Here is a 13452-nt window from a genome sequence, read left to right as displayed (position 1 = left end):
CCGGTCAGCGGTGGAGCTGCTTGGCCATGGGGCCGGTGATCATGTAGGTGCAGTCGCTCTGGATGTTGGCGAACAGGGCGCGACCGCCGCCGAAGCAGGGGCCGGCCCACTCGCCGCGCTCGGCGAGGTCCTTGGCCAGGGCCGAGGAGCCCAGGCGCGGGGAGAAGGCCACCAGGTGGTTCGGATCGGAGCCGTCCTCGGCGATCACGACGCCGCCCCACGGGGAGATGGTGATGTTGTCCGGGGCGTCGAAGTAGCTGCCCTTGGCCCAGTACTCCTTGAGGGTCATGGTCTGCTCCGCGAAGGAGTAGTACATGATCATGCCCTGGTTGGCGACGGCCTCGGGGTGCTCGCCGTCCTTGACGGTGGAGAGGGTGAACCACAGGCCCTCGCCGGCGTTGTCGCTCCAGACGCCCTCGATCTTGCGGTGCGTGGTCGCGCCCGGGAACTGCTGGCGCAGGTCGGTGGTCTGCGCCTGGCGGTCGGCGCCTCCGTCGACCCAGCGGACCGGGTGGGCCACGTCAAGGTCGGCCTCGGTCAGCTGGCCGTAGTGCTCGAGGGCGACGCCGTCGCGCACCAGCTGGGCGGCCTGGAGGACGCCGTCGCCCTCGCCCAGCTGGGTGGCGATGCCCGGACGCAGGGTGACGCCCTCGGGGGCGGTCCAGCGGTAGAACAGGCCGCCCTTGGTGTCCTCGGTGAGGTAGGCGCTCGAGAGGTCGGCGCCGATCTCGGCACCCTCCCACACGGCGCGGCCCCAGGCCTTGATGGGCAGCGGGATCTGCTGGGCCACCGGCTCGGGGAACACCTCGAAGACGTAGCCGTGGTCCTTCTGCAGGGTGTAGGCCTGGCCGTCCACGGAGCTGGTGACGGTCTGCCCGGCGCGCTCGGTGGTCTCCTCACAGGCCAGCCAGGAGCCCCACGGGGTGGTGCCGCCGGCGCAGTTGCGGATGGTGCCGGAGAGGCCGACCCACTGCTGGACGAGCTCGCCCGAGCGGGAGACCTCGACGACGGTGTTGCCGCCCATGCCGGTGGGGCAGCCCGCGTCGTAGACGGTGCCGGGGACCAGCGGCACCGGGACCTTGGCGTTCGCGCGGCACTCGTGGTTGCGCACGAGGCGGGTCACGCCGGCGCGGTCGAAGGCGCCCATGCCGTCCAGGTTGGAGGGGGTGACCCCGACGACGCGGCCGCCGCGGTCGGACAGCAGGGGCTCGACGCCGATGGTGCCGATGCGGTGGGCCTTGAAGCCGGGGGGCATCGCGACCATGCCGTCCTCGGAGAGGGCGGGCAGCTGGGCGCCGGCGGCGACGGCGGAGCTGATGTGGCGAGGCTTGGCGGCGGCGGTCTGCGCACCGGCCACGGTGAGGCCGGCGGCGGCGGATCCGGCGAAGAAGGAGCGGCGGGAGATGCTCATGGGTGGACCTTTCCACAGGGAGGGATGTCACCCCGTGCTCGGAGGGCGACGGGATCAGTGAAGGTCAGGGAGGTGGCGATCCCGCGTCCAGGTGCTGAACCCCGCCACACGCACCGGTGAACACGTGCGGGCGCGCCCCCCCCTGCGGAGCGTGCTCACTAGGCTGGGGGCGTGAAGCAGAACGACGACGCCGGCAGCGGCGCCCCCGTGCCGCCCGGGCACCGGGTGAGACTCTGGGACCGGGTCCGGATCCCGCGCCCGGACGACGGGCCTGGCTCGCTGACCGGATGCCCCGCGCGGATCCCCCGACGGCGCGAGGTGACCGTCCCCGACCCCGTGGCCGGGTCCGGCGTCGACGTGGCGGTGTGGGAGTACGCACCGGTGGGCCCGGCGGACGGGTCCAGGGGCGTCGATCCCGATGCCGCCCCCCGCCTGGTCTTCGTGCACGGGTTCCGCGGTGACCACCACGGGCTCGCGCTCATCGCCGACGCGCTGCCCGAGTTCGCGATCTCCTCGATCGATCTGCCCGGCTTCGGCGCGTCCGAGGCCTTCCCCGCGGCCGAGCACTCGGTGGCGCACCACGCGGATGCGGTGGCCGCCGTCGTCCACGCGCTGGCGCTCACGGAGCCTCCCGTGCTCGTCGCCCACTCGTACGGGTCGATCGTCGCGTCCCACCTCGTGGCCCGGGACCCCTCCGCGTGGCACCGGCTCGTGCTGCTCAACCCGATCGCCGAGCCCGCCCTGGACGCGTCGGGGTCGTGGACGGCGACGGCGGCGGCCGCCGTCGCGCAGGGCTACTACGAGGTCGCGGCGCGTCTGCCCGAGCGCGCCGGGCGCGCCCTGCTGGGCGCGGCGCCCGTGGTGTGGGCCACCACCGTCGTCATGAGCCGAACCACGGACAGGCGTGTCCTGGCCTACACCCATGACCAGCACCGCCGGTACTTCTCCCGCTTCGCCTCACGGCGCATGCTCTCCGAGGCCTACCGGGCCTCCACGACGTCCACCGCCCTCGACGCCGCCGCGGGGCTCGCGCTGCCCGTGGTCCTCGTGGCGGGTGCCGAGGATCCGCTGGGATCCGTGGCCGCACAGGAGCGCCTCGCCGCCGCGATCGCCGCGGCGGGAGGGACGGCCGACCTGCAGGTGCTGCCCGGCGTGGGCCACCTGCTGCACTACGAGCGTCCGCTCGCGTGCGCGAGGCTCATCCGGGAGGCCGCGCACCCGAGGTGACCGGCCGTGGCGGGTCCTGGACGGAGGCCGTGCGGGGCCGCCCGTCTAGAGCACCCCCGGCGGGTCCAGCCGCACGCGCACGGCCTTCTGCTCGCGGCGCGCGCTCGCCGCGGAGCGGGCCGTGCGCAGCACCGCGACCGTCTCGTCCGCGGCGGCGTAGGGGAAGAGGAGCAGCGCGCGGTGCTGGGTCTCGTCCACGGGGTCCGGCACGGGGCCGATCCACGGCAGCGGGGCCGCGTCGCCGGGACGGGCGCCCGGCTCGAGGTCGAGGGAGGGCTCGGCGTCGGGCCCCACCCGCCGCCTCTCGCGTCGCGCGGCCTCGACCAGGCCCAGGTACTCCTTCACGGCGGCGGCGTCCCCCGTCACCTCGGCGAGCCGCCCGGCGGGCGGCAGGCGCAGCTCCCGACGCTCCGCGACCTGGTGGCTCGCGAAGCCCGCGGGATCGCGCCGCACGAGGGCGCCGACGACCCCGTCGTGCTCGGCGGTCACCACCACGGTGCCCCCTTCGGACGCCGGGCGGACCAGGCACGCCGCCGCCAGCCAGCGGGCGAGCACCCGAGAGGGCACGTCGAGCCCCTCGCGCTGGAGCTGGGCGTCGCCGTCGAGGAGCAGCGCCGCCGCGTAGCCGCCGGGAGCGGTGGGCTCGGCACCCACGGTGGCCACGACGACGGCCGGCGCGTCCGTCACGGAGCCGAGGCGGTGCTGGCCGGAGGAGGCGTGGACGGGGACTCCGGGGAAGGAGCGGCCGAGCTCGTCGGCGGTCCGGTCCACACCGCGGGCGCCGGCGCGGACGTGCGTGCCGCCGCACTCGGTGCAGCGGAATGCCCGCTCGCGGGTGCCGCACCAGCGGCACGCGAGCTCACCGCGTTCGGCGGCGTGCCGGTCGCGGAACGCGAGCGGGCCGGAGCACTCCCGGCACCGGGCGGGGGTGCGGCACCGCTCGCAGACGAGCGCGGGGATGAACCCGGCGCGGGCCACCTGGACGAGCACCGGCCCGGGACGGGCACCGGTCAGGGCCTCGCGCGCGGCGGCCCACGCGGCGTGCGGCAGGCGGGCGCGCCGGGCGAACGGGTCGCGCGCGCTCTCCCACGCGTCCGCCGTGGCGACCACGCGCGGGCCGATCGCCCGCTGGAGCTCGCGGCCGGGACCGAGGTGCAGCAGCCAGCCGGCCTCCACGAGGCGCTGGACCGGCACAGAGCGGGAGGGGCCGGCGAAGAGGAGCGCGCAGCCCGAGGCCCGGGCCCGCTCGAGCACGACCTCGCGCACGTGGAAGTAGGGGCTGCGCGGCTCGGCGTAGGCGTCGTCGCCGTCGTCCCACATCACCACCAGTCGGAGATCCTTCAGCGGCGCCCAGGCGGCGGCGCGTGTGCCCGCGACGATCCGCACGGTGCCCTCGAGGGAGTGCAGGTGCGCACGGTACCGCGGGGTGTTCCCGTCCTCGGAGCCGATGCGGGCGTAGGCCTCCCCGCCCACGGCGCGGTCGAGGGCGGCACACAGCCGGTCGAGGTCGCGGTGGTCGGGCACCAGCAGCAGGACGCTCCCGCCGGAGGCCGCCACGGTGCGGGCCAGCGCGGCGAGGGCCTCGGCCTCGTCCCACTCCCCCACGCGGCTCGGGACGGCGGCGGCGGCCCGGACCCCGTCCCCCGCGCACGCGGCGGCGACGAAGGCGGCGCCGCCCTGGAGCGACTCCCAGACGGTGGGCTCGGCCGCCGCCGGGGCGCCGTCACCGCCCGGGGCGTCGTCGTCAGGGGTCTCGACCCGGGCGACCGGGTGGTCCGCCGTCGGCTCCGCCGTGCGTGCCGCGAGGATCTCCTTCTCGACCTGCACGACCCGAGGGGGCACCGCCGCGCGCAGCACGTCCGTGACGATGCCCGCCTGCCGGGCGGCCACGGCCCGCGCCACCGCGAGGACCTCCTCCGTCAACGGCGGGACCGCCGTGAGCACGGAGGTGAGCGCCGTCAGCTGGGCCCCCGTGACCGGCTCGGCCACCCGGGAGACGAGCCAGCCGGTCATCTCCCGGCCGCCGAAGCGCACGCCGACCCGGGAGCCGGGCACGGCCCGCGCGTCGAGCTCGGCCGGGACGAGGTAGTCGAACTCTCGGTCCAGGTGCGGGACGGGCGTGTCCAGCAGGACGCGGGCCACCGGGTCCTCCGGCCAGCCCTCCGCGCTCTCGGGCAGGCGGGGCCTCGCCTCAGAGGCGGGAAGGGCGAACAGCGCGTCCGTGATGGCTCACACCCCGCTCAGACGCCGGCGGCGCGGCGCAGCTCTTCCACCCGGTCCGTGCGCTCCCACGTGAAGTCCGCCTCTTCGCGGCCGAAGTGGCCGTGCGCCGCCGTGCGGCGGTAGATGGGGCGCAGCAGGTTGAGATGCTTCACGATGGCCGAGGGTCGCAGGTCGAAGACCGCGTTCACGGCGTCGATGATCGTCTCGTCGGAGACGGCGCCCGTGCCGAAGGTCTCCACGTAGAGCCCCACGGGACGGGCGGAGCCGATGGCATAGGCCACCTGGAACTCGGCGCGCTTCGCGAGCCCTGCGGCCACCACGTTCTTGGCCACCCAGCGCAGCGCGTAGGCCGCGGAGCGGTCCACCTTCGACGGGTCCTTGCCCGAGAAGGCCCCGCCGCCGTGGCGGGCCATGCCGCCGTAGGTGTCGACGATGATCTTGCGGCCGGTCAGGCCGGCGTCGCCCACGGGCCCGCCGATGACGAACTTGCCGCCGGGGTTCACGATGACGCGCGTGTCCGAGGCGTCGAGGCCGGAGAGGTCGATGATCGGTCGGATCACGTGCTCCTCGACGTCGCGGCGCAGCTGCTCCTGGGAGACGACGTCGTGGTGCTGGGTGGAGACCACCACGGTCTCCACCGTGCGGGGCACGTGCTGCGCGTCGTACCCCACGGTGACCTGCGTCTTCCCGTCGGGCAGCAGGTACGGCATGGGCGAGTGCTCCTGCTGGCGCACCTTCGTCAGCCGCTCGGAGAGGCGGTGCGCCAGGTGGATGGGCATCGGCATGAGCGTGGGGGTCTCGTCCGTGGCGTAGCCGAACATGATGCCCTGGTCTCCCGCGCCCTGCTCGTCGTCGACGTCCGCGGAGCCGTACTCGCGCGCCTCGAGCGAGCGGGAGACCCCGGCGAAGATGTCCGAGGACTGCTGGCCGATGGAGATGCTGACGCCGCACTGGGCGCCGTCGAAGCCGTTGGCCGAGGAGTCGTAGCCGATGTCCAGGATGGTCTCGCGCACGAGCTTCGGGATCTCCACGTACGCGGACGTGTTGACCTCGCCGGCCACCTGGACGAGCCCCGTGGTGGTGAGCGTCTCCACGGCCACCTTCGCGGACGGGTCCGCGGCGAGGATGGCGTCCAGGATGGCGTCCGAGATCTGGTCGCAGATCTTGTCCGGGTGCCCGGCCGTGACGGACTCGGAGGTGAAGAGGCGGAGCTCACCGCCGCTCACCCCGCGGTACGGCTCGGTGGGTCGGGAGGGGCTCTGCTGGGCGGCATCGGTCATGCGTCCCACTCTAGAACAGCGGGCGGGCGGGGCACGGCGTCGTCCACAGCCGCGCGGCGCGCGGGCCGCGGCCGCCGCCGCGTCACGGCCGACGTCGTGTCACAGCCGACGTCGAGGGAGCGGGTCAGGGGCCCGCGGCCACCTCGGCTGCCACGGCCTCGATGACGACTCCGGCCGCCTCCACCTTGGTCCCCGCGCGGTGCAGCGGTGCGCGCCCGTCCGCGAAGAGCACCGTGACCTCCGTGAGGTCCTGGCCGAACACCTTGTCCGTCCCGACCTCGTTGACCACGAGCATCTCGCAGCCCTTGCGGGCCAGCTTCGCGCGGCCGTAGTCGAGCACGGACGACGTGGCGTCCCCGGTCTCCGCCGCGAAGCCCACGATCACGGGGGCCATGGACTCCCCCGCGGCGCGCGTGCGCACGGCCGTGGCGAGCACGTCCGGGGTGCGCTCCAGGACGATGGTCGGAGCGCCGCCGTCGTCCGTCTTCTTGATCTTGGCATCGGCCACCTGCGCCGGACGGAAGTCCGCGACGGCGGCGGCCATGATGAGCACGTCGGCGTCCGCGGCCTGGGACAGGACGGCGTCGAGCAGCTCCTGCGTGGACTCCACCCGGGTGACGTCGGCGCCCGCAGGCGGCTCGACGGACATGGCGGCGCCGATGAAGCGCACGCGCCCCCCCGCGGCCAGGGCGGCCTCGGCGAGGGCCACGCCCTGCTTGCCGGAGGAGCGGTTCCCGAGATAGCGCACGGGATCGAGCGGCTCGCGGGTGCCGCCGGCCGTGATCACGACGGTGCGCCCGGCCAGGGGGCCGTGCGGGGCCGAGTCGGCCGACGCGGCGGACGTGGACGCCGACGGGGCGGTCACGGCCGCCTCACGGTCCCCGGCGGGGGCGGCGGCGGCCGCGGCCTGGGCGGCGGCCCAGATGTCCTCGGGCTCGGGCAGGCGGCCGGGGCCGGAGTCCCGGCCGGTGAGCCGGCCGGACGCCGGCGCCACCACGGTCACGCCGCGCTCGCGCAGCAGGGCCGTGTTGGCCCGCGTGGCGGGGTGGTGCCACATCTCCGTGTGCATGGCCGGTGCCAGCACCACGGGGCAGGTGGCCGTGAGCAGCACATTCCCCAGCAGGTCCGGCGCGAGCCCGGCAGCGGTGCGCGCGAGCAGGTCGGCCGTGGCCGGGGCCACCACCACCAGGTCGGCCGAACGGCCCACCCGGACGTGGTTCACCTCGTCCACGGCCTCGAACGTGTCCGTCCGCACGGGTCGCCCCGAGAGGGCCTCCCACGTGGGGGCGCCCACGAACTTCAGCGCGCTGGGCGTGGGGACCACGGTGACGCCGTGGCCCGCCTCCGTCATGAGACGCAGCAGGAGGGCGGACTTGTACGCGGCGATGCCGCCGCCGACCCCCAGCACGATCTCCATGGCGGGATCAGGACTCCTGCGCGTCCTCGTCGGCCGGCGCGGCGGCCTCGGGCTCCGCCTGCTCGCCCTCCTCGGCGCGCACGGCCTCGCCCGCCTCGGCGATCTCGGCGGGGTCGCCCACGGGCTGGCCGGCGTCCGAGTGCTCGAGGAGCGAGAAGGGGTCGTCGTCGCCCGGGAGGGAGAAGTCGCCGAAGTCCTCGGCGGCGAGGTCGGCCGCGGGGGTGGGCTCCTGCTCCTCGCGGGAGACCAGCAGGTCCGACTCGATCTCGCGCAGCGAGATGGAGAGGGACTTCTCGTTCAGGGAGGTGTCCACGAGGGGGCCCACGTACTCGAAGAGGCCCTCGTGGAGCTGCGAGTAGTAGGCGTTGATCTGGCGAGCGCGCTTGGCGGCGAAGAGCACCAGGGCGTACTTCGAGTCCACCCGCTCCAGGAGGGAGTCGATGGGCGGGTTGACGATGCCGTCGTACTGTTCGGTCACGAGTTCTCCAGAGTCTGTCGCTGTCTTCACTGGCCCGGTTCCCGCCGGGCGGCGGCCAGGTCCTAGGCCTGGGGCGAACGGCGCTCGGGGTCCAGCCCCATGAGTCTCACCAGTTCATCGGCGGCCCGCTCGACGGTGTCGTTCACGACGACGGCGTCGAACTCGGGTTCCGCGGCGAGCTCCAGTCTAGCCGTATCCAGACGGCGCCGCTGTTCCTCGGGTCCCTCGGTGCCGCGCCCGACGAGCCGGGACACCAGCTCGTCCCAGCTCGGCGGGGCGAGGAACACGAAGGTGGCGTCCGGCATCGACCGCCGCACCTGGCGGGCACCCTGGAGGTCGATCTCGAGGAGCACGTGGCGTCCGGCCGCCACGGCCTCCTCGACGCGGTCCCGCCGCGTGCCGTAGCGGTTGAGCCCGTGCACCACGGCCCACTCGAGCATCTGGTCCCGCTCCACCAGCTCGTCGAACTCCTCGGGCGAGGTGAAGAAGTAGTGCACCCCGTCCTGCTCGCCCGGCCGGGCCGGGCGGGTGGTGGCGGAGACCGAGAGCCAGGCCTGCGGGAAGTGGTCCCGGACGTAGGCGGAGACGGTGCCCTTGCCCACGGCGGTGGGCCCGGCCAGCACGGTCACGCCGGGGCCGGGGGCGACGACGGCGGTCCGCGCGGCGGGGATGGCGGGCACCGGGCCCTGGTCGTTCAGCTCGGTCACGCGCGCTCCTGGGACGGCGGCCGGGCTCACCGCGATACGGCGCTCACCGGTCCGCGACGGGGGTGGGGGTCACCGGCCAATATAGGCGATCAGCGCCTCGCGCTGGCGCCGACCCAGTCCCCTGAGGCGCCGCGGCGCGGAGATCTCGCACGCCTCCATGACGGCCTGGGCGCGGACCTCCCCCACGCCGGGGAGCGCCTGGAGCAGGTCCACGGTGCGCAGCCGGGCGATCGCCGGATCGGCGTCCGCGCGCTCGAAGACATCGTGGAGGGTGACCTCGCCCTCCGCGAACGAGGCCTTCAGCGCGGCACGCGCCTGCCGCGCCTCGAGTGCCTTCGAGCGCGCCTCGGCCCGCTCGGCCGTGCTGAGTTCCCGCAGTGCCATGGGCCGCCCCCTTCTCTGTCGCGCGATGCGCGGCGTCACCGAACCGTTCGATGTTCAACGGATCGGAGAATCACCGATCTGAGAGGGGAAGATACCACTTCGTGTGCCGTCGGTCACTTGGCGCGCAGGAGTCATGTCATCCACCCAGGTCAGCGCGACTCTGCTCGAGGGAGGCGATCAGGCCCGCCAGGGTCGGCCCCGCCGCGAGGATGCCGCGGGAGGACGTCGCCAGCACCTGCGGCCACGCCGGGCCGAAGCCCGCGCGCATGCCCGCGGCCGTGGCGCCCTGGGCGCCGAAGCCGGGCGCCAGCAACGGGCCGCCCACGTCCTCGAGCCGCATGCCCAGTCGCGCGGCCTCCTCGGCGACGGTCGCCCCGACGACGAGCCCCACGGGCCCCCACTCGCCGGGTGCGGCCAGCCGGGCGTTGAGCTCGGCGGCAGCCTCCGTGATCCGTCGCGCGACGGCGCCGCCCTCCTCCCCCACGCCCACGTGCTGCACGTCGCGACCCTCGGGGTTCGAGGTGAGCGCGAGCACGAACACGCCGCGTCCGGCGGCGTGCGCGGTCTCCGCGGCGGCGGTCAGCGTCCCGAAGCCCAGATACGGGCTCAGGGTCACCGCGTCGGCGGCCAGCGGGGAGGCGTCCTCGAGCCACGCGGCGGCGTAGCCCGCCATCGTGGAGCCGATGTCCCCCCGCTTGGCGTCCGCGATGGTGAGCACGCCCGCGGCCCGGGCCTCGGAGAGGAGCCGCTCGAGGGCCGCGAAGCCGGCCGATCCGTGGCGCTCGTACAGGGCCACCTGGGGCTTCAGGGCCGCGACGCGCGGGCACTCACCGCCCGCGGCGGCCTCGAGGGCGGTGAGGGAGAAGGACTCCAGGCCCGCGGCCGTGTCCGGCAGCCCCCACGCCCGCAGCAGGACGGGATGCGGGTCCACGCCCAGGCACAGCGGCCCGGCCGCCGCCATGGCGTCGGCGAGGCGCCGCCCGAACGGCGTGCGCGAGGCCCGTGCGGCGCACTCCTCGCTCACGCGGACGCCCCGGCGCGCACGGCCTGCTGGAGGCGCTCGTCGTGCTCCTGGAGGGAGGTCACGCTCCACTCGTAGGTGCGCATCGCCTCGATCGCCTGCAGGCACGCCGCGAACTCGGCGACGGTCGTGATCACCGGCACGCCCAGCGAGGTCGCGGCCGCGCGGATCTCGTAGCCGTCCGTGCGGGCGTCGCCACCCGAGGGCGTGTTGAGCACCAGGTCCACGGTCCCGGCGTGCAGCTGCTCGAGCACCGTGCCCACGCCGTCCTCGCGTCCGGCCTCGGCGATCTTCGCCACGGTCTCCGCGGGGATCCCGTTGCGGCGCAGCACCTCGGCGGTGCCGCCCGTGGACACGACCTGGAAGCCCAGGTCCACGAGGCGCTTGGCCTGCCCGACGACGGCCCGCTTGTCCCGGTTGGCCACCGAGACGAACACGCGGCCCTGGGTGGGCAGCGGGCCGCCCGCGGCGGCCTGGGACTTGGCGAAGGCCGTGTCGAAGTACTTGTCGATGCCCATGACCTCGCCGGTCGAGCGCATCTCCGGGCCGAGCAGCGAGTCGACGACGCGCCCCTCCCTGGTCCGGAAGCGGGTGAAGGGCAGGACGGCCTCCTTGACCGCGACGGACGCGCCCAGGGGGAGCGAGCCGCCGTCGTAGGCCGTGGGCAGGACGCCCGCGTCCTGGAGGTCCGCGATCGAGCGGCCCACGCCGATGAGCGCGGCGGCCTTGGCCAGCTGCACGCCCGTGGCCTTGGACACGAACGGCACCGTGCGGGACGCGCGGGGGTTCGCCTCGATGACGTAGAGGACGTCCGAGGCCAGCGCGAACTGGATGTTGATGAGGCCGCGCACGCCCACGCCCTCGGCGATCAGCCGGGTGGCGCGGTGCACGCGCTCCACCACGTCCGGGCCGAGGGTCACGGGCGGGAGCACGCACGCCGAGTCGCCGGAGTGGATGCCGGCCTCCTCGATGTGTTCCATGACGCCGCCGAGGTAGAGCTCCGTGCCGTCGAACAGCGCGTCGACGTCGATCTCGATCGCGTCCTCGAGGAAGCGGTCCACGAGCATCGGCTTGTCCGGGGTGATCTCGGTCGCGTGCGTCACGTAGTGCGCCAGCGCCTCCTCCGTGTAGACGATCTCCATGCCGCGGCCGCCGAGCACGTAGGACGGGCGGACCAGCACGGGGTAGCCGATCTCGTCCGCCACGCGCTTGGCGTCCTCGAAGGACACCGCGGTGCCGTTCTTCGGGGAGATCAGCCCGGCCGCGTCGAGCACGCGGGCGAACTCCCCGCGGTGCTCGGCGAGGTCGATCGCCGCCGGGGAGGTGCCGAGGACCGGCACGCCGGCGTCGGCGAGCTGCTGGGCGAGCTTGAGCGGGGTCTGGCCGCCGAGCTGGACGAAGACGCCCAGCACGCCGCCGGAGGCCTCCTCCGCCGCGATGACCTCGAGGACGTCCTCGAGGGTGAGCGGCTCGAAGTACAGGCGGTCCGAGATGTCGTAGTCCGTGGAGACGGTCTCGGGGTTGCAGTTGACCATGACGGTCTCGTACCCGGCCTCACGCAGCGCCATGGTGGCGTGCACGCACGAGTAGTCGAACTCGATGCCCTGGCCGATGCGGTTGGGGCCCGAGCCGAGGATGACCACGGACTTCCCCTCGTGCGGGGTCACCTCGGTCTCGAGGTCGTAGGACGAGTAGCGGTAGGGCGTGAACGCCTCGAACTCGGCGGCGCACGTGTCCACGGTCTTGAACACGGGCCGGACGCCGAGGGCGTGGCGGACGCCGCGGACCACGTCGGGGTCCATGTGGCGCAGGCGGCCGATCTGCTCGTCCGAGAAGCCGTGCCGCTTCGCGCGGCGCAGCAGGTCCTCCGTGAGCTGCTCCGCGGTGCGGACCTCGTCGGCGACCTCGTTGACCAGCATGAACTGGTCCAGGAACCACGGGTCGATCGCGGTGGCCTCGAAGGCCTCCTCGAGCGTGGCGCCGGCGTACAGGGCCTGCTGGGTCTGGGCGAGGCGCTGCGTGGTGGCGGTGCGGGCCCGCTCGAGGAGGGCCTTCGGATCCGCGTCCTGGTCGAAGGCGAGCTCGGAGCCCTTCTGCTCGAGGGAGCGCAGCGCCTTCTGGAGCGCCTCCGTGAAGTTGCGGCCTATGGCCATGGCCTCGCCCACGGACTTCATGGTGGTGGTGAGCGTGGGGTCCGCGGCGGGGAACTTCTCGAACGCGAAGCGCGGGACCTTCACCACCACGTAGTCGAGCACCGGCTCGAAGGAGGCGGGCGTCTTGCGGGTGATGTCGTTGGGGATCTCGTCCATCGTGTAGCCCAGGGCCAGCTTCGTGGCGATCTTGGCGATCGCGAAGCCGGTGGCCTTCGAGGCCAGCGCGGAGGAGCGGGACACGCGGGGGTTCATCTCGATGACGACGACGCGGCCGTCCTCCGGGTTCACGGCGAACTGGATGTTGCAGCCGCCCGTGTCCACGCCGACCTCGCGGATGACGTTGATGGAGATGTCGCGCAGCTTCTGGTACTCGCGGTCCGTGAGCGTCATGGCCGGGGCCACGGTGATCGAGTCGCCGGTGTGCACGCCCACGGGGTCGACGTTCTCGATCGAGCAGACCACCACGACGTTGTCGTTGCGGTCGCGCATCATCTCGAGCTCGTACTCCTTCCAGCCGAGGATCGACTCCTCGAGGAGCACCTCGGAGGTCGGGCTGTACTGCAGGCCCTGCCCGCAGATGCGGTGCAGGTCGGCCTCGTCGTAGGCCATGCCGGAGCCGAGCCCGCCCATCGTGAAGGACGGGCGCACCACCACGGGGTACTTCAGGTCCTCGACGGCGGCGAGGGCCTCCTCCATCGTGTGCACGATGTGCGAGCGCGCGGACTCGCCGCCGGAGCGCTCCACGACGCCCTTGAACTTCTCGCGGTTCTCGCCGAGCTCGATCGCGGCGATGTTGGCGCCGATGAGCTCCACGCCGTACCGCTCCAGCACGCCGTCCCTGTCGAGGGCGATCGCGGTGTTCAGCGCGGTCTGCCCGCCCAGGGTGGGCAGGACGGCGTCCGGACGCTCCTTCTCGATGATCTTGGCGACCACCTCGGGCGTGATGGGCTCGACGTAGGTGGCGTCGGCCAGCTCGGGGTCGGTCATGATCGTGGCCGGGTTGGAGTTGACGAGGACCACGCGGATCCCCTCCTCCTTGAGCACGCGGATGGCCTGCGTGCCGGAGTAGTCGAACTCCGCGGCCTGGCCGATCACGATGGGGCCGGAGCCGATGACCAGGACGGACTTCAGGTCGGTGCGCTTGGGCATGG

The 13452-nt window shown here is 74.0% G+C and carries 10 protein-coding genes; 1 reads left to right on the top strand and 9 read right to left on the bottom strand.

Annotation, left to right across the window (positions count from 1 at the left end):
• Positions 1-4 precede the first annotated feature (4 nt).
• Entirely contained in the window at positions 5-1411 is a 1407-nt protein-coding gene (locus NJC10_RS01810; protein WP_319074244.1) for an alkaline phosphatase PhoX, read from the bottom strand.
• Between the two features lie 171 nt (positions 1412-1582).
• On the opposite strand from NJC10_RS01810, the gene NJC10_RS01805 reads away from it, so the two are divergent.
• Positions 1583-2638, top strand: coding sequence for an alpha/beta hydrolase (locus NJC10_RS01805; protein WP_319074242.1), 1056 nt, complete (start codon positions 1583-1585; stop codon positions 2636-2638).
• A 45-nt stretch (positions 2639-2683) separates the two neighbouring features.
• On the opposite strand, the gene NJC10_RS01800 is transcribed toward NJC10_RS01805, so the two are convergent.
• From NJC10_RS01800 to carB, 8 genes are all read right to left on the bottom strand, one after another.
• The gene (locus tag NJC10_RS01800) at positions 2684-4780 is read right to left on the bottom strand and encodes a primosomal protein N' (RefSeq protein WP_319074241.1); all 2097 of its coding nucleotides are present in this window, start codon (positions 4778-4780) and stop codon (positions 2684-2686) included.
• Positions 4781-4878: 98 nt separating this feature from the next.
• Complete coding sequence (gene metK, locus NJC10_RS01795; protein WP_248115593.1) at positions 4879-6141, bottom strand: methionine adenosyltransferase; 1263 nt, start codon at positions 6139-6141, stop codon at positions 4879-4881.
• 124 nt (positions 6142-6265) lie between these two features.
• On the bottom strand, positions 6266-7558 hold the full coding sequence (locus NJC10_RS01790; protein ID WP_319074240.1) for a bifunctional phosphopantothenoylcysteine decarboxylase/phosphopantothenate synthase: 1293 nt from the start codon (positions 7556-7558) through the stop codon (positions 6266-6268).
• 7 nt (positions 7559-7565) lie between these two features.
• A complete protein-coding gene (rpoZ, locus tag NJC10_RS01785) occupies positions 7566-8036 on the bottom strand; it encodes a DNA-directed RNA polymerase subunit omega (protein WP_319074239.1) in 471 nt (156 codons plus the stop codon).
• Between the two features lie 62 nt (positions 8037-8098).
• A complete protein-coding gene (gene gmk, locus NJC10_RS01780) occupies positions 8099-8716 on the bottom strand; it encodes a guanylate kinase (protein WP_413466370.1) in 618 nt (205 codons plus the stop codon).
• 96 nt (positions 8717-8812) lie between these two features.
• Positions 8813-9127, bottom strand: coding sequence for an integration host factor, actinobacterial type (mihF, locus tag NJC10_RS01775; protein ID WP_248115596.1), 315 nt, complete (start codon positions 9125-9127; stop codon positions 8813-8815).
• Positions 9128-9263: 136 nt separating this feature from the next.
• Positions 9264-10151, bottom strand: a complete 888-nt coding sequence (gene pyrF, locus NJC10_RS01770) for an orotidine-5'-phosphate decarboxylase (RefSeq protein ID WP_319074237.1) — start codon at positions 10149-10151, stop codon at positions 9264-9266.
• Positions 10148-13450 (bottom strand): carbamoyl-phosphate synthase large subunit, encoded by a 3303-nt coding sequence (gene carB / locus NJC10_RS01765; protein ID WP_319074236.1) that lies wholly within the window; start codon positions 13448-13450, stop codon positions 10148-10150. The genes pyrF and carB overlap by 4 nt, the downstream gene beginning before the upstream one ends.
• Between the last annotated feature and the right edge of the window lie 2 nt (positions 13451-13452).

The organism is Micrococcus sp. M4NT (assembly GCF_033790745.1).
Classification (GTDB): Bacteria; Actinomycetota; Actinomycetes; order Actinomycetales; family Micrococcaceae; genus Micrococcus.
This window is presented reverse-complemented; position numbering and strand designations above follow the sequence as displayed.